This is a genomic window from Chloroflexota bacterium, from assembly GCA_016887485.1.
In the GTDB taxonomy this organism is placed as follows: domain Bacteria; phylum Chloroflexota; class Anaerolineae; order Anaerolineales; family Anaerolineaceae; genus Brevifilum.
Map to the genome: position 1 here is coordinate 2,280,833 of CP069394.1, position 24,744 is coordinate 2,305,576.

23 protein-coding genes and 1 tRNA gene are annotated in these 24,744 nt (G+C 51.0%); 10 read left to right on the forward strand and 14 right to left on the reverse strand.

All coding sequences use genetic code 11. The annotated features are described in order from the left end of the window. Positions 1-72: 72 nt before the first annotated feature. The 13 genes from JR338_10400 to JR338_10460 form a co-directional block, all read right to left on the reverse strand. On the reverse strand, positions 73-1,464 hold the full coding sequence (locus tag JR338_10400; protein QRN82819.1) for an 8-oxoguanine deaminase: 1,392 nt from the start codon (positions 1,462-1,464) through the stop codon (positions 73-75). A gap of 339 nt (positions 1,465-1,803) precedes the next feature. Beyond that, the gene (locus JR338_10405; GenBank protein QRN82820.1) at positions 1,804-2,574 is read right to left on the reverse strand and encodes a hypothetical protein; all 771 of its coding nucleotides are present in this window, start codon (positions 2,572-2,574) and stop codon (positions 1,804-1,806) included. Beyond that, a complete protein-coding gene (locus JR338_10410; protein ID QRN82821.1) occupies positions 2,561-3,259 on the reverse strand; it encodes a hypothetical protein in 699 nt (232 codons plus the stop codon). Before JR338_10410 ends, JR338_10405 begins: the two co-directional genes overlap by 14 nt. Positions 3,260-3,287: 28 nt before the next feature. Continuing rightward, positions 3,288-5,060: a proline--tRNA ligase gene (locus JR338_10415; GenBank protein QRN82822.1), complete on the reverse strand. Its 1,773-nt coding sequence runs from the start codon at positions 5,058-5,060 to the stop codon at positions 3,288-3,290. A 3-nt stretch (positions 5,061-5,063) separates the two neighbouring features. Continuing rightward, positions 5,064-5,534: a polymer-forming cytoskeletal protein gene (locus tag JR338_10420; protein QRN82823.1), complete on the reverse strand. Its 471-nt coding sequence runs from the start codon at positions 5,532-5,534 to the stop codon at positions 5,064-5,066. Between the two features lie 53 nt (positions 5,535-5,587). Then, entirely contained in the window at positions 5,588-6,697 is a 1,110-nt protein-coding gene (locus tag JR338_10425; GenBank protein QRN82824.1) for a NeuD/PglB/VioB family sugar acetyltransferase, read from the reverse strand. Continuing rightward, positions 6,694-7,743: an alpha-ketoacid dehydrogenase subunit beta gene (locus JR338_10430; protein ID QRN82825.1), complete on the reverse strand. Its 1,050-nt coding sequence runs from the start codon at positions 7,741-7,743 to the stop codon at positions 6,694-6,696. The genes JR338_10425 and JR338_10430 overlap by 4 nt, the downstream gene beginning before the upstream one ends. Beyond that, entirely contained in the window at positions 7,740-8,627 is an 888-nt protein-coding gene (locus tag JR338_10435) for a thiamine pyrophosphate-dependent dehydrogenase E1 component subunit alpha (protein ID QRN82826.1), read from the reverse strand. The genes JR338_10430 and JR338_10435 overlap by 4 nt, the downstream gene beginning before the upstream one ends. Then, complete coding sequence (locus JR338_10440) at positions 8,620-9,213, reverse strand: DNA-3-methyladenine glycosylase (GenBank protein QRN82827.1); 594 nt, start codon at positions 9,211-9,213, stop codon at positions 8,620-8,622. The genes JR338_10435 and JR338_10440 overlap by 8 nt, the downstream gene beginning before the upstream one ends. Before the next feature lie 96 nt (positions 9,214-9,309). Then, the gene (locus JR338_10445) at positions 9,310-10,242 is read right to left on the reverse strand and encodes an NAD-dependent epimerase/dehydratase family protein (protein QRN82828.1); all 933 of its coding nucleotides are present in this window, start codon (positions 10,240-10,242) and stop codon (positions 9,310-9,312) included. Between the two features lie 63 nt (positions 10,243-10,305). After that, positions 10,306-11,229 carry a hypothetical protein gene (locus JR338_10450; protein ID QRN82829.1) on the reverse strand — a complete coding sequence of 308 codons (924 nt, stop codon included), beginning with the start codon at positions 11,227-11,229 and terminating at the stop codon, positions 10,306-10,308. An 82-nt stretch (positions 11,230-11,311) separates the two neighbouring features. Then, complete coding sequence (locus tag JR338_10455; protein QRN82830.1) at positions 11,312-11,824, reverse strand: hypothetical protein; 513 nt, start codon at positions 11,822-11,824, stop codon at positions 11,312-11,314. Positions 11,825-11,832: 8 nt separating this feature from the next. Further along, positions 11,833-13,929, reverse strand: coding sequence for a GNAT family N-acetyltransferase (locus JR338_10460; GenBank protein QRN82831.1), 2,097 nt, complete (start codon positions 13,927-13,929; stop codon positions 11,833-11,835). A 235-nt stretch (positions 13,930-14,164) separates the two neighbouring features. Here JR338_10460 and JR338_10465 point away from each other — a divergent pair, with 235 nt between their 5' ends. Both JR338_10465 and JR338_10470 read left to right on the forward strand, forming a co-directional pair. Continuing rightward, positions 14,165-15,115: a ketose-bisphosphate aldolase gene (locus JR338_10465; protein ID QRN82832.1), complete on the forward strand. Its 951-nt coding sequence runs from the start codon at positions 14,165-14,167 to the stop codon at positions 15,113-15,115. Between the two features lie 8 nt (positions 15,116-15,123). Next, entirely contained in the window at positions 15,124-16,320 is a 1,197-nt protein-coding gene (locus tag JR338_10470) for an FprA family A-type flavoprotein (protein ID QRN82833.1), read from the forward strand. A gap of 112 nt (positions 16,321-16,432) precedes the next feature. Here the strand turns inward: JR338_10470 and JR338_10475 are convergent, their stop codons facing one another. Continuing rightward, positions 16,433-16,909 (reverse strand): GyrI-like domain-containing protein, encoded by a 477-nt coding sequence (locus JR338_10475; GenBank protein QRN82834.1) that lies wholly within the window; start codon positions 16,907-16,909, stop codon positions 16,433-16,435. Positions 16,910-17,045: 136 nt separating this feature from the next. Here JR338_10475 and JR338_10480 point away from each other — a divergent pair, with 136 nt between their 5' ends. The 8 genes from JR338_10480 (at position 17,046) to JR338_10515 (ending at position 24,741) form a co-directional block, all read left to right on the forward strand. Continuing rightward, the gene (locus tag JR338_10480) at positions 17,046-18,023 is read left to right on the forward strand and encodes a YafY family transcriptional regulator (protein QRN82835.1); all 978 of its coding nucleotides are present in this window, start codon (positions 17,046-17,048) and stop codon (positions 18,021-18,023) included. 240 nt (positions 18,024-18,263) lie between these two features. Then, positions 18,264-19,952, forward strand: a complete 1,689-nt coding sequence (locus JR338_10485) for a glutamine--tRNA ligase/YqeY domain fusion protein (protein ID QRN82836.1) — start codon at positions 18,264-18,266, stop codon at positions 19,950-19,952. Between the two features lie 72 nt (positions 19,953-20,024). Then, positions 20,025-20,213: a hypothetical protein gene (locus tag JR338_10490; GenBank protein ID QRN82837.1), complete on the forward strand. Its 189-nt coding sequence runs from the start codon at positions 20,025-20,027 to the stop codon at positions 20,211-20,213. A gap of 90 nt (positions 20,214-20,303) precedes the next feature. After that, positions 20,304-20,375, forward strand: a tRNA-Ile gene (locus JR338_10495). Positions 20,376-20,767: 392 nt separating this feature from the next. After that, positions 20,768-20,956: a hypothetical protein gene (locus JR338_10500; GenBank protein QRN82838.1), complete on the forward strand. Its 189-nt coding sequence runs from the start codon at positions 20,768-20,770 to the stop codon at positions 20,954-20,956. A 171-nt stretch (positions 20,957-21,127) separates the two neighbouring features. After that, the gene (locus tag JR338_10505) at positions 21,128-21,883 is read left to right on the forward strand and encodes a hypothetical protein (GenBank protein QRN82839.1); all 756 of its coding nucleotides are present in this window, start codon (positions 21,128-21,130) and stop codon (positions 21,881-21,883) included. A gap of 489 nt (positions 21,884-22,372) precedes the next feature. Further along, entirely contained in the window at positions 22,373-24,430 is a 2,058-nt protein-coding gene (locus JR338_10510; GenBank protein ID QRN82840.1) for a hypothetical protein, read from the forward strand. An 83-nt stretch (positions 24,431-24,513) separates the two neighbouring features. Then, positions 24,514-24,741 carry a hypothetical protein gene (locus JR338_10515; GenBank protein ID QRN82841.1) on the forward strand — a complete coding sequence of 76 codons (228 nt, stop codon included), beginning with the start codon at positions 24,514-24,516 and terminating at the stop codon, positions 24,739-24,741. Positions 24,742-24,744 lie beyond the last annotated feature (3 nt).

Genomic DNA, 24,744 nt, shown 5'->3' on the forward strand with positions numbered 1-24,744 from the left:
TTTCTCTAATGTAGATTATTGGTGATGTGATAAAGATGGAATCTCTGATTGTGTACCAGTGGATAATTCTGGCTACAGATCGTGAGTCAATAAACGGGTAGTCGCCTGATTGTGCTTTTTTATAAGAGTGGGTTCATCAACCGTTACCATTCGGGCATCTTTGACGATTACCTTGCCGCCAACGATATTCAGGTCCACTTTTTGCGGGGTGCAGAACAGCGCTGCAGCCACCGGGTCGTGGAGGGCACCGGCATAATCAATCCGATGGAGATTGATGGCAAAGAGGTCGGCGCATTTGCCGACTTCGAGTGAACCGATGTCGTCTCGCCCCAAAACGGCAGCGCCGCCGCGGGTGGCAATTTCGAGCGCCTGGCGGGCGGTCATCAGTGGGGGAGCGTCGTCGCTGGAGCGGGAGGCACCCATCATACCGGCGCCAACCCGGGAGAGCAGCATTGCCTGACGGGCTTCGGCCAGCAGGTGAGAACTGTCATTGCTGGCAGAGCCATCCACACCCAGCCCAACCTTCACGCCACTGGTGAGCATTTCCAGGATCGGAGCGATGCCGGAGGCCAGCCGCATATTGGAGCTGGGGCAGTGGGCCACGCCGCAGCCGGTGTGGGCATAGAGCTCGATTTCGTCATGGTTGACATGCACGCTGTGGGCAAACCAGACATCGTTGCCGATCCAGCCGACTTCCTGCATATAGGCAACCGGCCGGTGACCGAACATGTCGAGGCAGAAGTCCTCTTCGTCAGCGGTTTCAGCCAGATGCGTGTGCAGATGCACGCCGTATTCCCGGGCCAGAACAGCCGATTGGCGCATCAGTTCAGTGGTCACGCTGAAGGGAGAACAGGGCGCCAGAACGATCTGTACCATTGAGCCGGGGTTCGGGTCGTGATAGGTTTCGATCAGGCGTTGGCTGTCGGCCAGGATGTGTGCTTCGGTGTCAACCACGCTGTCCGGGGGCAGACCGCCCTGGGATTCGCCCAGGCTCATTGAGCCGCGGGAGGCATGCAGCCGTAAACCAACTTCCCCTGCGGCTGCAATCTCATCATCGAGTTTGGAGTCGTTGGGGAAGAGGTAGAGGTGGTCTGAAGCTGTGGTGCAGCCCGAGAGCGCCAGTTCCGAAAGCGCGGTCTGCGTGGAAATGTAGATGTCCTCAGCGGTCATTCGAGCCCAAATCGGGTAGAGTGTGGTCAGCCAGTTAAAAAGGTTGGCGTCCTGGGCCTTGGGGACCGCTCGGGTCAGTGTTTGATAGAAATGGTGATGGGTGTTGATCAGGCCGGGGAAAACGATATGGCCCGAAAGGTCAATGACCTCATCAACTGTGGCGGGCATGTCTTGCGCGTCGCCAATGGCCTGGATGAAGCCGTTGTTGATGTAGATATTGGTGCGTTGAAGTTCACGACGCTGGTCGTCCATGGTAACCAGCATCTCAATGTTTTTGAGGAGTAAGGTAGACATATCCCTCCACCTAGGTTTTGGTGAGTTGGCTAGACAATAATTGTCTGACACTTGCAACTTTAGTTTAACGAAATAGTATGATTCTGTCAATTGTCTGACAATAGAAAAGGGGGAAATTGGGGGGATGGTGAATGGATAAATTTGGTATCAGGTATTAGGTAATAGGAAAATAAACGTAAGCGTGGGGTGGGTTGCCAACCCACCGTATATAAGGATCCTGAAGGTAACATGCAGCGTGGACAGCCTATAGAAAATTGTCATTGCGAGCGTAGCGAAGCAATCTGGGATAATTGGGATATATGTTGTCACGTGCGCTGCGCGGCACGTGATCTACAATAGCTACAATGGATTTATTCCCCATAGAGCCGCACCAAGACCTACTGCCAGCACACCTAACCCAAGCAACGCCTCTGCCTGGGTTTCATCACCTATTCCCCCATCCACGATCACCGGAATTCTACTCTTCACCGCCTCCCGGGCGGCATTCAACATTAAAGGAAACACCGCTGGGCCGTAGAGCCTTCCCGATACCAAGGGTTCATCCGGTCCGGGCAGGGTACCGCGCGGCTGGGTCAGGTGGAGGGCAATCGGGTTCAGCTCCTGCAGGGTGGGCAGCAACACAGGCAGCTGCTCCGGGCTCAGGCAGACCACTGCGGGCAGCTCTCCCTCGGCCACAGTCAGGTAATCCGCCAGCTGTTCGGGTGGGCAGTTCGGCGCCAGGCCTAATTCAACCGCCAGCAGGTTTTCCAACCCTTCCAGCTTGCGAACCATCTCCGCCAGCGAGCCGGGATCTTCGGCCAGCAGGTGCACGATGATCGGCAGGTCGGCTGAGGCCCATCGGCGGCGGTATTGGCGGATGACTGCACTGATCCCGGGGTTGGGTAAGCCGGTATGCAGCAGGAATCCGCCTGGATAGGGCAGGCAGCAGCGGCTTCCGGCGGGCTGGCGCGGGCGGCGGCTGATCGGGTTGGTGATGAAAGCGCCCAGTTGACCCAAGAAAGGCATTGACCGAGGATCGGGAGCAAAGCCCAGCATGCCCGCCGCGTTGACGAAGGGCTTTTCCAGGTAGAGGTCCTGTTTGCGAATTGGGGCATCCTCACTCAGCCACATGCAGCACCTCATTCAAGTCAAAAACAGGTCCCTCACTGCAGGCCAGCTTCATCCCGTGGCGGGTTTCCACCGCGCAAACGCCACATTCCCCCAGTCCGTGGCAAGGCATATTTGTTCGCACCAGAATCTGTCCATCAAAAGGCAGGCTGTCGAGTGCGATTATCTCATCCAATTGCGGCAGGGATTCCCGCGGCAGGTCAAGAGCCAGATACTCCGGCCAATCCAGATTATCCGTCAAAGTTGAGAGTGGCGCAATTTCCACCACAGATGGGATCAGGTGCAGGATATCCGGGGAGGGTTGGGGATCGCAAAACAGTGTCACGGTGGCGTTTTGGTCCACTGCCAGCGGGATCAATGGCATCAACCGGCTGGGGTCCACGCCGATGGCGCACAAGGCCACCCGCCGCACAGAGGCTGGCAGTTGAAATCCCTGTCCCTGTGGAGGGAGCATGGCCAGCTGGTCACCGGGCTGCCAGCCCGGAGGAAGCGGGGCCAGCGGCAGGCGTTCTGTTTCGGTGCCAACACGGAAAAGGGGTGTGGGGAGGATTTCGGAAGTGTCCGCAAGCGCCTGCGCGGGCAGGTACTGACCGGGTATGGGCCAGGTTTTGTGCGGCAGGTCCAGAATCCCCGCGCGGGAACCGCCAAGGCTGAAAATTTCGACTAATTTGGCCGTAAGTTCAGGCATGGCGGTTACCTCAGAGGATAATCAAAAATTAGAGCTTGAAATGGTCTTTTTGGCTTTGCGCCATCTCGGCCAGGATCTTCTGGATCGTGGGGAGGGCTTCATCCGCGGGGACCACCCAGCGATCTTCCTGATCGCGGCGTTTGAACTCGTAGCCGCCCTGAGACATGGCCCGGTGCGATACGGTGACCCGCAGGGGCAGACCGATCAGGTCGGCATCGTTGAATTTAACCCCGGCGCGCTCGTCGCGGTCATCATAGAGCGGCTCCAGCCCGGCTTCCACCAGCTCAGCATAGAGCTTTTCAGCGGCGATCTCAGCGGAGCCATCCTTGCTGTTGAGCACGACCAGATGGATGGGATAAGGTGCGATGCTGACGGGCCAAATCAGGCCCATCTCGTCATTGTATTCTTCGGCCACACAGGCCAACAACCGGCCCACACCGATGCCGTAGGAGCCCATGATGATCGGGTGCGCTTCCCCTTCATCGTCCAGGAAAGTCGCGCCCAGGGATTCGGTATAGCGGGTGCCCAGCTTGAAGATATTACCCACTTCCACGCCGCGTTTGGCTTCCAGTTTGCCGCCGCACTGTGGACAGGGCGCCTCATCTTCCGCCTGCGCGATGTCGGCGATGACATCCGCCTGATAATCCCGGCCCAGATTGGTGTTGCGCAGGTGGTATCCAACTTCATTGGCTCCTGCCACCATGTTGGGGGAGTGTTCCAGCAGGTCATCTGCTATCACCAGCACGTTCTTCCGCTCGATGCCAATCGGGGAGGCATAGCCCGGCACGGCTCCAACCCGCTCGATCTCCTCATTGAGCGCAGGTCGCAGGCTGCGGACAGCGCCTTTGTCAGCCGCACTCACGGCATTGGCAAGCTTGGTCTCATTGAGCGCCATGTCGCCGCGCAGGACGGCGAAGACCAGCAAGGGTTGTTCCCGGTCGGATACTTCCGCGGTCATAAAGACGGCTTTGGCAGTCCTGGTGGGGGAAATATCCAGGAAAGCGGTCAGATCTGCAATGGAGGTGACATCCGGGGTGGCGACTTTTTCCACCGGCAGCAATTCTTCCGCCGCTGGGTGGGGTTTGGCAAAGGCGGCCACCTGACGGTTGGCTGAATAGTCGCAGGAATCACAGAACATCAATGTGTCCTCGCCCACAGGGGTCAGGTACATATATTCATGGGCTTCCTTGCCGCCCATCATCCCGGTATCCGAGCCGACTGCCCGAACAGGCAGCCCGCAGCGGTTGAAAATCCGGAAATAGGCGTCATAGTGCGCCTGATACTGTCCGTCCAACCCATCCCAATCGCGGTCCAGGCTGTAGCTGTCGAGCATGGTGAATTCGCGTACACGGATCAGCCCTGCGCGCGGGCGGGGGTCATCACGGAATTTGGTCTGGATATGGTAGATCAACTGAGGGAGCTGACGGTAGGACTGGATCTCACGCCGGGCCAGGTCAGTGACGACCTCCTCATGGGTCATCGCCAGCACCATGTCGTGCCCGGTGCGGTCCTTGAAGCGGGCCATCTCATCACCGATTTGCGACCAGCGGCCGGTCTCCTGCCAAACATCGGCGGGATGCACCACCGGCATGGTCAATTCCTGACCACCGATGGCATTGATCTCTTCGCGCATGATGGTCTCGATCCGGTTCAGGGATCGCCGTGCAAGAGGTAAATAGGTAAAGATGCCGGCACCCAGTTGGCGGATGAAACCCGCCCGCAGCAGGAGTTGGTGGCTGATGGTTTCAGCATCAGATGGCACCTCCCGCAGGGTGGTGCTAAAGGCTTTTGAGAGGCGCATGACTTAATTATCGCTTTCCGGTGAGGTTTCGTCGTTGGGGGTGGGTTCGTTTTCAATCGCCGTCTCAGCAGGCGGCTCTGGCAGGTCGGAGAGGTCCACTTTTTCTTCCATCGTGACCTTGCCGCGCAGGAAGGCGCCTTCTTCGGTGGCGAAGGACTGGGTGGTCACGTCGCCATAGACCCGACCGGTGGCGCGGATCTCAAGCTTTTCGGCGATGATCGGCGCATTGACCGTACCCGCTACGATGACCGTCCCGGCTTTGAGCGCGTTGCAGGTCACCCGGCCGGTCTCGCCCACGATCACCAGACCGCGTACGGCGATTTCGCCTTCGAGGGTGCCTTCGATCCGAACGCCACCCTTACCGCGCAGGTCGCCTTTCCAGTTAATGCCGGGGCCGAGAACGGTGGTGACCCGTGCGACCGGGCCGACCGAAGTTTGTGTGTTTGTGGGTTTGTTCTTATTGCCGAATAACATGGATAATGCCTTTCTATTTAATTACTCATCCGATCAAGCGCTTTAGGCAGCCGTCAGTTATGAGGCGGCCAGATCGTTCCAGCCGGGACCACACCGCGATCCGGTACATTCGCTTTGACCGTTGCCCCGTTACCAACCAGGGCATAGGCCCCAATTTTGACATTGAGGTTGACCGTGGCGCGCATGCCGATCAGCGTGCCTTCACCTACCGTCACGCCGCCGGCCAGGGTTGCGCCAGGGGAGAGGTTCACGGTTTTACCCAGCTGGCAGTCATGCGAGACGATCGCGCCGGTGTTGATGATTGTGCCGAAGCCGGCAGTCACTTCCGTGCCGACATAGGCCAGGGGAAAAACCTGCACCCCATCGATCAGATCGGCGCTGTCTTCAATAAAAGCGGTGGGGTGGATCACTTTCGGGAATTGGAAACCAGCCTGCCGCAGCAGGTCAAAGACGGATAAGCGGGCATTCAGATTGCCGATTCCGCCCACGCCATTGATCGCCAGCCGAATGCCGTCGGCGGCCAACTTTGCCAGAGTATCCCGCCCCCCAAGGACAGGCAGCCCCAGCACGGTCTCACCGGCAGGGACGCCGTCATCGACGAAGCCCAGCAGGTCAAATCCGCCCATCTTTTGGATCAACGCGGCCAGTGAACGGCCGTGCCCACCTGCGCCAAAGATCACCAACCTTTTCTCGCCTTCCGAGACGGGGGGTAAATTGGCAGCGGCTTTTTGAGCGAGCAGTTCTGCGACCATCTGGCGGGTGACCAACGGGCCAAGGGGCAGCGCTGCCAGGTCCAGGCCGTTACCTTCAGCCAGTTCCCGTGCAGGGGTGGTGATCCGTAAGCCTTGCGGGGCAGCTTCTTCAGCAGCTTCAACAGCTTTTGCCCAGGGAGATAAGTTTGGGTCGCTGGAATCGGGTGATTCTCCAATATAAGCCAGCACTTCGCCGGCAATCATCGACTGGCCGGGCTGATAACGTACACCAACCAGATAACCCGCGGCAGGGGCGTTCACTTCACCGGTGGATTTGGTGGTTTCTACCACAGCGATCACATCATCCTGCTGGACAGCTTCCCCTTCCGCCGCTTCCAGAGCGACGAGCAGGGCTTCCTTCTCGTTTGGGTTGAGCAGGGGCACTTGGATCGGGATCAGTTTCTCACTCATGCTTGCACCATTTCTCTGGCTTGCGAGATGATATCACTAACTTGCGGCAGGCAGGCCTCTTCCAGGTCTGCAGCCACCGGGATAACGGTTTCCTGAGCGGCGATCCGCCCTGCCCGTTTTAGTTTTGGCCCCAAGGTTTCGGCCGCGCGGGCCAGCACTTCCGCACCCCAGCCCCAGGATCCGGTCCCTTCTTCCACGGCCAACAATCTGCCGGATCGCTGAAGGGATTCGATAAGCGGATCAAGATGGGCGGGGGAGAGGCGGGTTGGGATCACCAGTTCCGCGAAAATTTCATGCTCATAGGCCAGGCTGTGCAGTGCTTGCAGCGCTAGGTGGGCCATATAACTATAAGCGGTCAGGGTGATCTGCGGCTTCGGTGCGCCGCGCAGGGAGAGTGTCGTGCAGGTCGCCGGGAAGCCGTCTTTAGGGAGGCTTTCCGATACCTCATAATCCTGAAGGTCCTCCGAAGTGAGGAGTTTCAAGAGATATTGCAGTTTGTTTTCCACGAAGAAGGTCGGCCCATCCTGGTGGAGGATGGCGTCATGGAGCAGTTGCCCCGCTGCGCCGATTTCTGAGCTGCCCTGCAGGTGGGAAGGTGCAAGGACGGTCAGCCCCGGCGTGCCGAGGAAGAGCTTCTCGAGTGTTTGGCTGTGAGTGGGCCCGTAACCGCGGCGGGCGCCCATTGGCGTGCGGATCACAACCGGTGCATTCACCTGGCTGTTGTACATGCCGTGGAATTTGGCGATGTGATTGATAATCTGATCGGCGATCAGGGTGGCAAAGTCTCCAAACATGATCTCGACCACCGGGCGCATGCCGCGCAGGGCCATCCCGCCAGCCATGCCGGTGATTCCAGCCTCGGAGATCGGGGTGGTCAATACCCGGTCGGGGAACGCCGTGGAAAGTCCACGGGTTACTTTGAAGGAGCCGCCATAGGGGTCGAGGATATCTTCACCCAACAGGACGACCTGGGGATTATCCGCCAGGACCTGATGCAGGGCCTGGTTAAGGGATTGCAGTACGGTGCGGGGGAGGGCGTCGGTCATGCGGACCTCCCTTCCATCGCCAAGGCCGTGTCAAAGGCCGACTGGATTTGGTCCAAGATTCTGAATTGGATAGCTGCCCGTTCCTGATCCGTCAAAAATAAGCCGACAAATTCCACCGGGTCCCGGAAGGTCCAGAGCAGTTCAACCTCTGTTGGGTCACGGGTGTCATCCCCTTTGGAATGCGTGCCCAGCCGGGAGGTTTCGATCGCCAGGGCCTGAGGGCGACTTTCACGGCGGATCAGCCGAGTCAGTTCGCCGGCCACCGGGAGGATTTCGGTCACGTCGTGGGTGTCAAGGTGGGTGGTGGGGATGCCAAAGGCTTCAAAGCGTTTTGTCATGCTGCCTGCCACGGCTTTTTCAGTGGGGGTGGTTTGGGCGATATGGTTGTTTTCGAGCACGATCAGGATTGGCAGCGACCAGAGTGAGATCATGTTCAGGCATTCATAAACGATCCCCTCACCGAGGGTGCCGTCGCCCATGAAGTCAAACACGATGGCATTGCGGCCGGCGCGCTTCTCGGCGAAAGCCATCCCTGCCGCCATCGCCAAGGTGCCGCCCTGGATGCCGTTGGAGTAGAAGTTGCGCCACTGCAGGTGCTGTGAGCCGCCCACCCCGCCGCAAATCCCGCCGGGTTTGCCCATCAATTCAGCATAGAGGGCGGTTGGGTCGCCGCCATAGGCGAGGAAGTGTCCATGACAGCGGTGGTTGCTGACCACCACGTCATTTTCCTGCACATGGGAAAGCACACCCACCGCATTGGCTTCATGCCCCAGGCTGGTATGGGTTGTGCCGGGGAAGATGCCGCTGGAAAATTTATCCAGCAGCAGGGTTTCGAAGCTGCGGATGGTGTATAGTTTTTCGTAGAGCTGGGCGTAGTCAGTCAAGCAGCTCTCCTCCGTTCACGTTGAATCGCCAGGGTTTTGAGCGCCAGGGTTCCGGCACGCTGTTAAGCCCAATCCGGGCGGAACGCTGCACCCGGTCATCGGGAACAGATTCGCCGGATTCGATCCACAAGCCGTCCCCTGGTGTGCAGAGATCTATTGTATTAAAAGTCTTGTCAATCGCCAAAGCCTGCGTCAGCTTGGCGGGGCCATCGGTCCAACCGCGCTTACCGGCGTTATAGGGTCGATTTTGCGTCATCAGGTCCTGTCCCTCTATCGGCTGGATCGCACGGATCAGCACGGCTGAAGGCGTTTCGGGTTGGTCCGTGACCGCATTGAGCATCCAGTGCATGCCATAGGTGAAGTAGACATAGGCATGGCCCGGCTCGCCATACATCACTGCTGTGCGGGGTGTTTTACCCGCGGAGGCATGGCAGCCAAGGTCCTCTTCACCCTGATAGGCTTCGCTTTCGAGGATCAGCCCTGCCAGGCGCTGCCCGTTCATCATCCGAACCAAACGGCAGCCCAGCAGGTCCCGCGCCACATCCAGCGCAGAGCGATTGTAAAAGTCACGTTCCAGAATGGACATGCTGTTATTTTACTTGATTAACAGGTGGGAATGCGGAAAGGACGGGTGTTATCCCGCTGATCCAGGATGCCGGTTGGAACCAAAATCAAACCGCTGTTATTTCCCGTTTTGGAATTGGGGGTCTTTTTCGAGGGTCAGCCGCAGGCCGTTTTCGAGTGAGATCAGCGGAACGTAATTCAGAGCGTTCTTGGCTTTACTGATATCCGCGCACATCCGGGAAACGCCGCTCCCCACTCGAGGGTTGTAGACCTCTTCGGGTTTGCCGCCGGTGATATCAATCACCTGGCGTGCCAATTCGCGCACGCTGGTTTCCTGCCCGCTGCCGACATTGATCACTTCGCCGTTCAAACCCTGCGCAGTGGCGGCAGCAACCAGGGCATTGACCACGTCGTCCACATAGACATAGTCACGGGTCTGGTTGCCATCGCCGTGGAAGATCAATGTGCCGTTTTGTTTAGCCTGGCGGATGAAGTTGGGGATGACTGGCGGGTGGGCGGGGGGAATCCGCTGGCCGGGACCATAGGCGTTGAAAATCCGCAGGATCAGGGTTTCAACGCCGGAGAGATCACCGATTGTGCGGACGTACCATTCTGCTGCCAGTTTGGATGCTGCATAGGGTGATTGCGGATGGGGTGACATGGTTTCAACCATCATGGTAGATTCCTGGTTGCCATAAACGGCGCCGGAAGAGGTCAGCACCACCCGAGGAGTCCCGGCATCGCGAATGGCTTCCATTAGCGTGGCAGTACCGCCGGTATTCACTTCATTATAATCACGCGGGAAAAGCACTGATTCCGGAACGGAGACCCGGGCGGCTAGGTGGTAGACGCAATGGATATCCTGGAGGAGGGTCCAGAGCTTGGGGCGGTCGTTGATGTCGCCGCGGGTGAAGTGGATTTCGGGGTCGAGGGCATCGGGGTTGCCTGTGGATAGATCATCCAACACGCGGACATGATGCCCCTGCCTGAGTAACCGGTTGCTTAAAGCGGAGCCAAGAAACCCCGCTCCGCCTGTGATCAAAAAATTCATAATTTACGCCCTCAATACGTTCTGCCAGTCATCATAGCACAGGATGATTAAATTTGGGAAGGATTAGTAAATTGCTTCAATGCCCAGCTTTTCAGCCAGCAGGGCGGGCGTGTCGGTGGTCAGATCGTCAATGCCGAGATCCACCAGGGTTTCTGCCAGTTTAATATCCTTGGGATTATTTGCGTCAATGGTCCAGCCATCCACCTGGCAACCATGCTGGTGCAGGAACTGGATCCAGTCGAAGCCAGCCTTGAGCGCTTTATCCAATAGCTCTGCACGGATGAACCATTGGGCCCCTTCCGGTGCCTGAACAAGCAGGGCGGCGGCTCGAGCGGCGAAATATTCACCCATCGGGCCCCATTCGAAGGCAGAAAGGGGATGATCGTCCCGCAGCCCATAAGCACCCACCCGGAAAGGCGGGATGCCATCCGGACGGGGTTCGTCATCTACCAGGTCCAAATAGAGCAAGGGGTCAAATCCCAGAGAGAGCTCTGGTGAGAACCGGCGCAATGAGCGCACAGCCCAATCGGAAACGGAAGTTACCTGGATGCGGTCCAATACGGGAGACAGGATGCGCACAAATTCCCGCAGAATAGCCTGGGTGAGCGGCGTGTAGGGTTTGAGATCCAGCTGTAAACGGAGGGCGTCCGGATAGGCAGCGAAGATCTCAATGGCGTCTTCCAGAAAGCCGACCTTGTGTTTAGTGACTTCACCATTGACTTTATAGTTCAATTTTCTCACCTGCTTGCGAGTGGCCTGAATGGCGTCACCCGAGCCGCTGGTCTCAACGCTCAGGTCACGGTCGTGGATCAGGGCGAAGCTGCCATCGGCCAGGGGAATGACATCAATTTCAATAATGGCGGAACCCGCCCTAAGGCAGCCTTCGAGGGCGGCAGGTGAGCCGGGTGGGTAAGATTGTTTACAGTTGGCGGCGTGATGGATCAGACGGACCGGATTTTCGCGCTGGATGAGGGAAATGGGGAGCATAGATTCTCCTATGGGTTTTTAATCTTATTTCATTACGTGTGTTGATGTAGGCAAAACATAATTGAAGTCTTCGCACTGTTGTTTATATATCATCCATAATTGAAAATTGAAGATTATCAATAAACTGCGGATTACCTAATGATAATACTGAGCTGTAATTAAATGGTAATGAAATCTCAAGATCTTTGATGTCATCATTCGAAATATAACAAAACCCTTGTGGAGGAGTAAAACTATTCCAGGTTTGTTTAAGAGTTTGTAGGGATATTGGAATAGAGAACTTGAACAGAGATTGAATATAAATCCCTATTCCAAATTCCTTATCTTTGTAGTAATTATCAAACTCTGTTTTAGATATACCAGCAATGAATCGCACATGATTCCATAGATCATCTTTGGATGTTTCGATAACCTTTTCGACGATAAATCCACCTTGAATTGATTGAACTGGTGAAGAAACGTAGAGTAACACTAGACTGCCATTCGTTAAGTGCTTTGGCCGAAATTTCCGTAACTCAACAGTCTTTTCATTTCGGAATATTTTTTCTGCATAAGGTGGTTTTATTGAGAAGATTATTATTTGATGATTAATCATGGATTTTCTCATTCGCCCTTCATCCCTATTGAATAAATCAGATGAAATAACTCATTTGAAATTTTCATTGGTCCTTGGGGGTGAAAATTTTTATTTTCAGTTTCTTCCCAGATTTTTCTGATTTTATTTAGATTGATCGGAAAGGTAAAAAGCTCAGTATGGCTAAATTTAAATGCCATAATATCTTTATTTATATCATTTTTTGCAGTATCGTATACTTGTTTCCAGCTATAAGTCCCCGTTTTTTTAAATTCTTGATAAAGCGTTTTGGGTTTATCGATTATTACTTCGTTTAAATATGAACAGGCTCGAATTGATTGTATATCTGTGTAGGGGGATTTGCTGTTACTTATATACCATAATATCCGTCCAGGTGATTTGAGGACGTTTGGCTTGCTGGATCGAAAATAAACATTTTCTGTAATTAGAACTTGTGTTGGCTTTCCTCCAAACAGTTCCTGGTTTCCTAAATTGCTATCAAATAAATTTAATGCAAAACTTGGTTGAATTGGGACTAAGAAGTTGTTAAACCGTATATTAGAGAATTTTATAGGCCATATTGTTTTTTCTAATTCAATATCAAAGTAATCGTCATTTATTTGAGCTACTTGGTTAATAGAATCGATTAATTGATTTAAATAGGTTATATCTGGGAGATCCACATGTTTCAGAACTTCTATTTTTTGAATTAATTCATCTGATGAATATTGACCATACATTGATAGTCGCCAATAACTATTACCGTTAGGAACAAAGCCATAGCTACGAAGAATCTGTTTAATATTTTCTAGTAAGTACTTTTCATTGAGTTTTATAAGAGAAATTTCTTCTTCAATCGCTTTTTGAATAATGTATAGGATTAGATATTCACTTAATGGATTTATTAACTCGCATTTCTTTATTCGGAAAATTGGAACTTCGAGAATGTATTTATCTTCTTTATTTAACACAATAACACTAAGATATTTTTCTTTGGCCTTTACCACTAGAGTTTCAAATTTAACCGGATTAGAAGAATACTTCCTAAGAGATTTTAAAAAATGGCTCTTAGTTTCTTCATTGGTCCAAAGAAATGTGTTTGCTAATAAGTCTATCTCATGCGGACCGACTTTATTAATTAGGATATTTAATCCAGCTAGTCTAGTGGGGTGATACTCTTTGCTTCTTCGAATTCTATCAATATGGATGATTAGCTCAGCTGGAGTCCACACAAAGAGGCCAACGTTGGATTCGAGTGGCGAAGATTTATTTATTAAATTCTGGTCATGGGTTATAAAATATTTAACATTGCTTGCGACAGTTCTCTCAATTTGTCTTTTGTCTGAATGATCTTGTTCTGTAAGAATATCGCCAAAAACCTTATCGATCGCAGATTGATTTTCGTCAGATATGTCTTCACGGAATGGGATTATTGTAAATAAATTGACTGATGCACGAGTTCTTTCTCGAGTTATGGGATTATCACTACGAGCTATTTCGTTAAAAATTTCCTCTGTTACGCATAACTCAATTTCACTTGATAGCCATTCGCTTAGAAGAGCATTGCTATCCTCTTTATTTCTAGAGTCTTTATAAATTAAGTCGTAGAAGATATTTGCATCAATAACCACATGGATCTTGTCATCAATTGATGAAAAAAAATCAGCTGAAAACAAATCTGAATAACCATGATCATACAGGAAAATCGTTAATGTGCTTCCAGATTTACTTCTACCCTTTTTTTCTCCCTTTGCGATGAAGCCCATTTTCGGCCAAAAGCTATGAGCTTTCCAGTCTCGCCTGCAATGTACTCGAATCGCATAACTGTTTTGCTTTGAAATAACTTTTAAATGTTTAACTAACTCCTTGGCATAGTTCTTACCTCTATACTCCTCTTTTATGCATAAATGAGTTATTGAAGTAAGTCTTAGTTTCAAGTTGTGGTTAAATAAGAGATATCCAACGAAATTCTTTTTTTCATCAATTGCAACAAGAATTTTGTTCTCGATGGCAGCATTTTGGAAGGCCACCTTAGGCAAAAACCCCAAGGTGTCACTGTTCTTATCCCCTAAATCAATAACTGATTTTAGGTAAGGGGAGCTACTATTAATCCTGATTATTTCCATGGCCCCAACTCGCTAATAGTATTATGAAAAAACATTATTATTATAAGGGATTTGCTATTAATCGGACCAGGAAAATCAGTATTATCCATGGGGCAATTAAGGAGGTAACAAACTGTTGTGTTGGCAGATTGTTGTTATATTTGTGGGTATAATAAAATGTTAGGTGCTTTCCGTGGCGGAAATTGCATCGCCACGTTATTTAGTCATATATTATTAATATTTCAAGGAGTTTAAGATGATCGTTACGACTAAAAAACTGTTTGAGCATGCGTATGGTAAATATGCCATCGGCGCTTATAACATCAACAACCTGGAACAGACCGTCGGTTTATTCCGCGGCAACCTGCAATCAAAAGCCCCCTTCATTATCCAGATCAGCAAAGGCGCTCGTTCCTATACCGATAAACTATTCCTCGAAGGCCTGATCCGCAGCGCTGACGAAGTTTTCCCCGAGGCGATCTTCGCTGTGCATTTGGACCACGGCGACGAAGAAACCTGCTATGACTGCATCGACTCTGGCTTCTACAGCTCTGTGATGATTGACGCAAGCCATGAATCTTTTGATGAAAATATTGCAATTACCAAGCGTGTGGTGGATGCTGCGCATGCCAAGGGTATTGTGGTGGAAGCGGAACTCGGTCAGTTAGGTGGCGTGGAAGAGCATGTCAAGGTGGACGAAGCCGATGCCAAGCTCACTAACCCCGCTCAGGCGAAGGAATTTATGGAACGCTCCGGTTGTGACTCGCTGGCCGTTGCAATCGGCACCAGCCACGGCGCTTTCAAATTCTCCGGCAGCCAGTCCCTGCATTTCGACGTCCTTGCCGAAATCCAGAAACAGCTCCCCGGCTTCCCGCTGGTCATGCACGGTTCCAGCTCCGTCCCACAGGAAGAAGTGGCTCGGATTAACGCTGCTGGTGGGGACATCAAAGGCGCGAAGGGCGTGGATGCCAGCCAATTCCGCGAAGCTGCCACATTGGGCGTGACCAAGATCAACATCGACACCGACGGCCGCCTGGTTTGGACCCGCGTGCACCGTGAGGTTTTCCGTGACCATCCTGAGGTATTTGACCTGCGCAACCCCGGCAAGATCTTCATGCAAGCCTATGCCGATTTCATTGCTCAGAAGAACGACTACCTTGGCAGCGCCGGCGAACTGGAAAGTGTTCGCGAATACCTCTCCAAGTAGGAGGATTTATGAAGCCGATTGAGATCCGACCAGGGATCTGGTGGGTCGGGATTAACGACCGAGTGACCGATCTCTTTGAGGGCCTTTGGCCGATCCGAGAAGAAGGAATTTCCTATAATTCCTATCTGATCAAGGATGAAAAGACCGCGCTGATTGATCTTTCCAAAGAAATGTTGAGCGACGACTATCTGGCCCAGTTGGCAGAAGTCTTCGATATCAGCACCCTGGATTATGTGATCATCAACCATATGGAGCCGGACCACAGCGGTGCGCTGACGCGGCTGCTGGAATTGGCACCGAATGCCAAGCTCCTGGGAATGCCCAAGGCGATTGACATGCTGGCTGATTTCTATGGCCTGACGGAAAACACCGAACGCCTGAAGAACGGCCAGGAATTAAACCTGGGCGCAAATACGCTGCGATTCGTCTATACCCCGTTCGTCCACTGGCCCGAGACCATGATGACCTATCTGGTGGAGCAGAAAGTGCTCTTTCCCTGTGATGGGTTTGGCGGTTATGGCACGCTGGACGGCGCGATTTTTGATGATACCTGCGCCGATCTCGGTTGGTATGAGGCGGAATCCCTGCGCTATTTCACCAATATTGTGGCGGCATTCAGTAAGTCCGTGCTGTCCGCAATTGGCAAGTTTGCCGACACCCCGATTGAGGTGGTGGCGCCTTCACATGGTCTGATCTGGCGCAAGAACCCCGGCCGGATCGTTGAGCTTTATCAACGCTGGTCGGAGTATTACGGCTCCCCCGCTGAAGTTGGGATCACAGCCCTGTTTGGCACGATGTATCGCAACACCGAACATGCCCTGAGTGCGGCCCTGGAAGGGATCGCTTCGGAAGGCGTCCCGGTGACGGTGCATGATGTGCGCAAGGTTGATGTCAGCTATATTCTGCCTGATCTCTGGACCAAACGTGGTGTGCTGGTGGCTGCCCCGACTTATGAAGGGCACATGTTCCCTGCCATGATGGATGTGCTGATGATGGCCGACCGCAAGCGCGTGAAGCATAAACAGGCGGCCTATCTTGGCAGTTATGCCTGGAGCGGCGGCGCAAAGAAAAGCTTTGACGAGATGGCGGCCAAGATGGAATGGGAAACCGTGAACGCTCTTGATTTCATCGGTGGTCCCCAGACTCTCGGCCTCGACCGTGCTCGTGAGTTGGGCGTGCAGCTGGCCCGTGCCGTGAAAGATTAATCCAACTTATTGTAAATATGCAACAGCCCCAGAAAACCTGGGGCTGTTGTTGGTTAATGGGAACGCATCTGCGCCTCACCGGGGGAACATGCGTAGATTTTTCCTGGGCTGGCTATTCCGCGATCGGCAGGTACAGGTCCAGGACGAACTCGGTATCTGTTAGGTTGATGGGCAGGCTTCCCTCAAGCCACTGATGGTCACCGAAGTGATATTTGCTCTCTTCACACCAGGCGACCAGTTTCTCCCAGGTTTGACCGATCACTTCATATTTACCCTTAGGTACCACGCATTCCGTGACTGCATAGAGCCCTCCGGGAAAGTCTTTGAGTTCAACACCTTCTTCAGGCTCGACCTCATCCGGATCAACCACGATCCACACTTCATAGCCATAATTCGGGCTGCCTGGTGAGGGGTTCGGATTATTAAAACCAAACAGCCGGTGTTTTTCACTATCTTCCAGAAGGCCTTTTTCTTTCGCCCAGGGTGTAAGCTTTCCCCAGGCGAGTTCTTCAGGGTTTTCACCAAAGCCCAGGAAGCTCGCCACATGGATTGATTCCAAGGTCACAATACGGACATCTAACTCGTTCATTTGTGTACTCCTTTCATTTAATTTTTCTTCACGAAACATCTTCATTCGCCGGCAAATATAGAATAGCATAGAATCGCTGACATCTAGTGTCAGTCAAGTGTGTTATAGTAAAAGTAACCTTATGAAGGAGGGTTGATTGCGAGCTGACCGATTGTTATCCATCATGCTCTTGCTGCAGGGGCGCGGTAAAATGACGGCGCAGGACTTGGCAGAAGAGCTGGAAGTCTCGGAGCGTACCGTCTATCGGGATATTGATGCCTTATGCACGGCGGGTGTCCCGGTATACAGTGAATCCGGGCACGGCGGGGGTTATGGCCTGACGGAGGATTATCGATTGCACCTCACCGGGCTGAGCAAGGATGAACTTCGCGCTTTGATGACATTGGGGAGCTTTGCGCCCCTTTCCGATCTTGGATTGCGGGATGAACTGCGGGCAGCTTTACTAAAGATCTCGGCCTCCTTACCGGAATCCAGCCGCTATGACGATGAGCGCATTCAGCGCTTTTTCCACTTCGACCAGACCTGGTGGCAGCAAAGCAGTGCCTGGATGCCCCATTTGCAAAAGGTGCAGGAAGCGCTCTGGCAGGATCGAAAACTTGAGATCCTCTACCGGCTGCCGCAGCCCCTCGAAGTCCGGCATCTGGTTTCACCGTATGGGCTGGTGGTGAAGGCAGGCCGCTGGTATCTGGTTTGTGAGCGTAATGGATCGGTCTTTGTTTACCGGCTGTCTGAATTGCTGGATGTGCAGCTGTCGGATGAGACTTTTACGCGGGTGGACGATTTTGATCTGGCCGCGTTCTGGTCAAAATGGTGCCAGCGGTATGAGGGCTTCCTGACGGTATTTACAGCGACTCTCGATGTGGCCCCGGCCGTTTTCCCTTTGTTGCATAAAACTTTCGGCAGCCAGGTTGAGGAGCAACTTTTGGTGGCCAACCAAGCAGAAGCCGATGGCTGGCAGCGGATTGACGTGGCTTTTGAGTCCTTTGAGTCGGCCAGGGAGAAGGTCCTGGGGCTTGGCAGCGGGGTCAGGGTGATTGCCCCTCTGGCGCTGCGGTTGAGCGTGCAGGATTACGCACATCAGATCGTAAAACTCTATCAGCCCGACGGGAGTTAGCCCACTGCCCGGGGTTATTGATGGCACTGCCCCTTGAGAATGGGCTATAATTGGGTGCACATCCCCTGAAGAGGGGATTAGGTTAAATGTTTGATATCTATTTGCAGAAAATACCCCATCCCGCCTGCGTTGCAGGCACCCTTCCCCCAAGGAGCGAAGCGACGCAGTCCCTGAAGCGAAGCGGAAGGGATGAGTAAAGAAGTAATTTTAGTTTTTGGCATTATTTGAACGGAGAAACTTATGAGTGAAGAAACAAACGCCCCCCGATCCAATTTCATTACCAATATTATTGATGAGCACCTCGAAAGCGGCCGGTTTGACACCGTGCACACCCGCTTTCCGCCGGAGCCGAACGGCTATCTGCACATCGGCCACGCCAAGTCGATCTGCCTGAATTTTGGCGTTGCCCAGGATTATGCCGGGCTGACCAATTTGCGCTTTGACGACACCAACCCCACCAAGGAAGAGGTGGAATATATGGAGTCGATTGAGGCGGACGTGCGCTGGCTGGGGTTCAGCTGGGATGACCGGCTGTTCTATGCCTCTGATTACTTCGGCGCGCTCTATGAATATGCGGTGGAATTGATAAAGAAGGGCAAGGCCTTTGTTTGTGACCTCAATGCGGAAGAACTGCGCGAATATCGCGGCACCCTGACCGAATCGGGCAAAAACAGCCCCTACCGGGATCGCTCGATTGAGGAGAACCTGGACCTCTTTGAACGGATGAAGAACGGTGAGTTCCCGGATGGCTCCCGCACGCTGCGTGCCAAGATCGACATGAGTTCCCCGAACCTGAACATGCGTGACCCTGTGATGTACCGCATTCTGCACGCCGAACACCCCCGCACGGGTGAGGCCTGGTGCATTTACCCGATGTATGACTACGCTCACTGCGTTTCCGACTCGCTTGAGAAGATCACCCACTCGATTTGCACCCTCGAGTTTGAAGATCACCGCCCGCTCTATGACTGGTTCCTGGATGAGTTGGGCATCTTCCATTCGCAGCAGATCGAGTTTGCCCGCCTGAACCTGACCTACACCGTGATGAGCAAGCGTAAATTGCTGCAATTGGTAAAGGAAGGCTTTGTCAGCGGTTGGGACGACCCCCGTATGCCCACCCTTTCGGGGATGCGCCGCCGGGGCTACACACCCGAAGCGATCCGGGCCTTTGCCGACACGATCGGCGTCTCCAAAGCCAACAGCCTGGTGGATGTGGAACTGCTGGAGCATGTGCTGCGCGATGACCTCAATAACCGCGCCCGACGGGTGATGGCCGTGGTGGACCCGGTGAAGGTGGTCATTGATAACTATCCCGAGGACCAGGAAGAAGAATTTGAAGTGGCCTATTTCCCCTGGGACCGCGAGAACAGCCCCACCCGGATGGTACCTTTTGGCCGTGAGATCTATGTTGAGCGCTCGGACTTCATGGAAGACCCGCCCAAGAAGTTCTACCGCCTGGCACTGAACGCCGAAGTGCGGCTGATGAACGCCTATTACATCACCTGTGTGGGCGTGGTGAAAAATGACGATGGCGAGATCGTTGAGCTGCACTGCACCTATGACCCCGAGTCACGGGGCGGCATGTCACCCGACGGCCGTAAGGTGAAAGGCACGCTGCATTGGGTCTCCGCCCGGCACGCGCTGGACGCGGAGCTGCGGCTATATGATTACCTTTTCACCAAGGCGGACCCTTATGAGGTGGAAGAGGGCGGCCAGTTCACCGATAATATCAACCCCGACTCGCTGCAGGTGGTGACCGCCAAGCTGGAACCCGCGCTGCAGGATACCAAAGAGCACGAGCCCTTCCAGTTCATGCGCCAGGGTTACTTCTGCGCTGATGAGGACTCCACGCCGGAGAAGCTGGTCTTCAACCGCACGATCTCCCTGGTGGATACCTGGGCGAAGATGGAAAAGGAAAAGACAAAGTAAACGTTTATAGGGGCGGGCCACTGTGCCCGCCCCTGTTTTTTACCCAAAGGAATTGACTAATAGGCGGGATAAATGAAGAAGTTGTTTCTGGACTTTCTTAGAAACCTGGCAATAATGACCGCATGTGTGGGGGCACTTTATCTCTTTGTTCGGGATGCTTTTGATTGGGTGTATGGGTGGTTGGGCTCCATCTATGGACCGGCGGCTCTCATCCTGATGCTTGTCGTTATGGCCATTCCTGGAGATAAGGATTGGGAGTAGGGAAAACTTTCCGGGTTGAGAGTCTGCCAATCAGGCGGAACAAGTGAGTCCAAAGAAATTTCCCTCATGGTATAATTTCCAAACTCAGCCGGGCCCGTAGCTCAGCGGCAGAGCAGGCGGCTCATAACCGCTCGGTCGTAGGTTCGAATCCTACCGGGCCCATGTGAAAGTCAATTTCTAACAAATTCAGTGCGGGAATTTTTCTAAGTAATATCCTAAAAGAAAATATTTTAATTAATTTATTGTCTAAGGTGGTCTTTTATCATTAGGAGGGTAATGTTGAAAGATTTTCTAAAAAAGTTTTTAATCAATCTTGGGTGTGTTGCCCTGATGTTTCTTATTCCATTAATTATTTATCCGGAAATAATGAAGGCGGTTATTCAAGGCTACTTTATGATTTTTGGACCCTTTGCAATAATCTTTATTGTCGTCTATTCACTTCCGAGTAAGTGGAAGAGAGGGAAATAGTATTTAAGTAAAGAAAAAGATGGTCCAAAGTCTTTGCGCATGTCTATAATAGAAAAAGCGTGTTATTTCTCTTGATGGAGGGTAAGATGGATTTCTTAAAGGGATTCTTAAAGAATTTACTTCTCATTTTCGTGCTATTTTTAGTTGTTTATTTTATGTATCCAGAAGTGGTCAAGCAAATGCTTGAAGCATATTGGCTCATTCTTGGGCCGATGGCTTTAATATTTGTGATAGTTGCTGCGTTGCCGAAAAAGAGAACGAAAAGGAGTGATTAGTTACGAGTAATTTAGTACTTCACTACTTGATTTACTAGCTATGTTTTTTTGGAAGTTTATTTCCTACTTTATCCCTACTATACTTTCCTGGTTAACTTGGGTAATGGAAAACATAAATGGGATGAAAAAGAATTATTCTATTCATAGATTTTAGATGAAAGGGGCGGGGTCATGACACTAATATTCAATGAGATCATCATTCAAAATGGATTAGCGAATTCTTTTATGATTGCTGCTGCAGACAGAAGAATAACTTTACCTGATGGAAGTCATAGAAATTGGAGGAAACTATTTAATATTCCATATCTACATGGAGCAGTTTCCTATTATGGAATAGCTGAAATTCCCAAAAAAGGAAATAGAAATAATATTCCCTTTTCTTCATGGCTTCCAAATTTCATTAGAGATAATGCAGGCGTAGAAAGCATAAGGTCTTTTAGTTTCAACCTGTTTGATGAAATAAACCGATTAGTACCCTCTTCTCTAATTCAACGCTATGCATCTGGTTTTCATATATGTGGATATGATAATTTAAGATATCCGGATTTTTGGTCTATAAAAAATTATCATAAATACGAAAATTTTATACATCAAGATATTGAGGCCACATATAAAACACCTGTCAACGACCTTAGAACCGGAGATCTGCATAATATTGATTGGGAAGGGAATAGTCAATCTTCAGTGAATGCACATGTTATATATCGAAACGGAGATATTCGGGCTCATGGAATAATATTTTCGGAGGTTGGTAAAATTTATAATAATCTTTCTAATTTTACGGATTTTAACAAAATTAAGACCCCCCAAGATTATAAAGATTTTGCAAAATTGAAATTCGAAATATTGTCTTATATATATAATAAAATGACCAAGAAGAAGATTATTGGGGGAACAATTGATGTTTTACTTTTAGAGAGGCCATAAACTAATAGGGTTCCGTATAGTATCATTTCCATACAGTAATGGATATAAATTCTTATTCACTCGATCAAAGGTTCGAATCCTACCGGGCCCATGTTTATCTTGTTGCTGAATAGCTTAATTGGTAAGTCCGGTATGCGCACCCTGTAGGATTTGTTATTTAATCAATATCAAAAAATCTAACTCTAGATTGCACCCGGAAGATTTTTCCATCTGTCTTTATAAAATTTTTTTGATTCTTACAAATAGTATCCTGTGTATCTTTCCCATCGGAGAATACCGGGATATTTATTATTGATGATATAATTTTTTCATCGGGCATTATTTTATTGTTAGCGGAGGGATATAGATTTCTTAGGTTCTGTTTATCTTACTGAATCGCATTTATTGTTATCTTCTATATGACCAATCCGGCCAATTACTCTTAAGTCTGTTAACGACCGTCAATGGTTGACAACACCGTTTTCAACTCAGCTAATATAGGAGATTTATATGTCTGATCAAACTTTGGTAAACCGAGCAAACGCCCTGCTCCAGTCCGACCAACTTAGGCCGAAGGCCAAGGCTTTTCTATTGCTAAAGCTGTGTCAGGTGCACACTTTGCTGGCTTCAGAACATGCTGATGTTTACTGGCAGCAGTTGCAGCCTTTGCAGAAGCACCTGGGAAATGAAGACCAGGCTTTGCTGCAGGAGCTTAGATCGTCCGTAGAGGAGGAAGAGGACCCTACCAAAGGATTTGCCGGAGAAAAGATCGCTGAAATCAAGGCAAAGCTGGCTGAGCCTGGGTTAACGGAAGCGGCATTAAGAGAATTCCTCGATGCAATGGCGAAAACTGTTGAGAAGAGGTTCTGGCCAGGGGGGAAGCAGGCTGTCTGGGTATATCTTGTCCAGGTTTGGAAAACCATTGATCGTTCACAAGCGCTGGGATTGACCTCAAAGCTGTCTCGGCCAAAGCGGCAGCTGCAAGTGCGGCAGATGAATCAAGAGTCTCCTCTGAGCGTGGAGGAGTGGCAACGGTTGGCTGAAGAGAATTCTCAAAAAGAGGCAATTCGGATCATTGCCGCCATCCTTGATGACCCAAAAGTCAAATTAACAGTTCCTGATGAATATATCGTTCCCGTTGTTTCAAGTTTGTCATTAAATATCTTAGATACATCAAAACTTGGCAGCACCCTCGATCAAATAAATAAATTCTTAGTTATGGCCTTTACCGAGGATACAGTATCGCAGATATTTGATGCTCTTGGAGGAGCCGCAAGCACGTTCGCTAATTCGACGGCTTTGAACAATCAATGGCCTGAGAAATTCCGAGCTGTCCTCAATCTGGTCATTCTGGGCGTTAAACTGGGCGTTATTACCAATGATAATGTCAGCAGTTTTGTCCAAAATCTCCCCAAGTATATGGTTGATTTTGGTTATGTCACATGCTATGCGCTGATCTCGGACGGTGAAGATTTGCAATCCAATATGGCTGAGGCTATGAAGGTTGTGTCGAAAGCAGAACAAGCTGAGGCATGGTTTTTGGTCATCGCAACCCAACGTGGTTATGGTGGTCAAGCCTACGTTTTGGCCAAGGATTCTCCCAGGAAACAACAGCTGGTTCCTCGGATTTGCCGGGCATGGTTATCAAACTACCCCGAAGCAGCTGCAAAGGGTATTGATCCTGAAGATGTTAAAGATGATTTTGTTGCTCAAACGCTTATGAAGACGGACAAGAAGGAACGGGTCGCATTTTTACGTGAAATTACGCAGGAAGGTTCCCAGTCCTTACCAGGTGGTATGTGGGTTTCTGAGGCCCAGGTAGAAGAGAAAAAAGGATTCTGGGATTCTTTATTCAGCTCAGGAGCAACGTTAGATGAGATCATTGAAGAATATCTCAAACGTAACCCGCTATATGTCAGTTATCGTCCCATTACACCCGTAGACCAGCAGTTTAAAGAATTCTTACGGTTCAATGGACATGGTGAATATAACTACAGGGAACTTGATCCAATTACATTGGAAAGCTTGATCTTATGGGCGGAGGATCATCCTCAGGAAGTTGAGCAACAATTAGCTTTGATGTGGCGTTCGATTGAGCCAGATAATAACATCCTTAAAGTGAATTTCCTCCGGAATGCAATCTTTGAGCGTTGCACAACAGTTTTTGCCGCAGATCCCAATTCTTTCAATACAGGTTTCGTCAAGTGGCTGAAGGAAAAGTTAGTTGATAGCAGCCTTATCTGGCAAGCGGGGAAGACTCAGTACACGGTTCACTACCCGGAGACTGCCTTGGCAACCATGTGTCTGCGAGGCGCCATCGCCACCCAGAATTTATCTCCTTCTCGTCGCGATAAACTCGTGGAGATTGCCCTTACTCAACACCCATCGGTAGACAACCTGGGTGAATTAGGCGCTCAACTTTATAACACAGGTAAAACCTTGTTGGATATTGAAATACCCTGGAAAACCAAATCTGAAATTGCGGATGGATGGCAGATGGGTATTGTGAAGAATGCGATACCTGAAATTTTACAGGAAGTGGCTCAAAGTAAGGTGTCTGGAGAATAAGGCCGTTCACTACGTTTGATATGTCTAGGTTGATCCTGCCGTGGTTTCCGCGGCAGGATCTTAAATCAAGGGAGGATACTTAAATGCCTGAAAAGCAACGGCGCATCACCAATATCTTGTTATTCTTCATTCTTCTTTTCCTTCTGGCGCAGCTCGCAGTGGATCTTGCCCCCTACGTCATCACTGGGCGGATTTTCAATTCCATCTCTTTTTCCACCAGCAATTCTTCCACTTCTGATGTTAGTTTCTCAACCCAGGAGTCTCAGGCTAGTTGGGAGAATCTCTTCTTCGGCGATACCCCCTCGCCATAATGT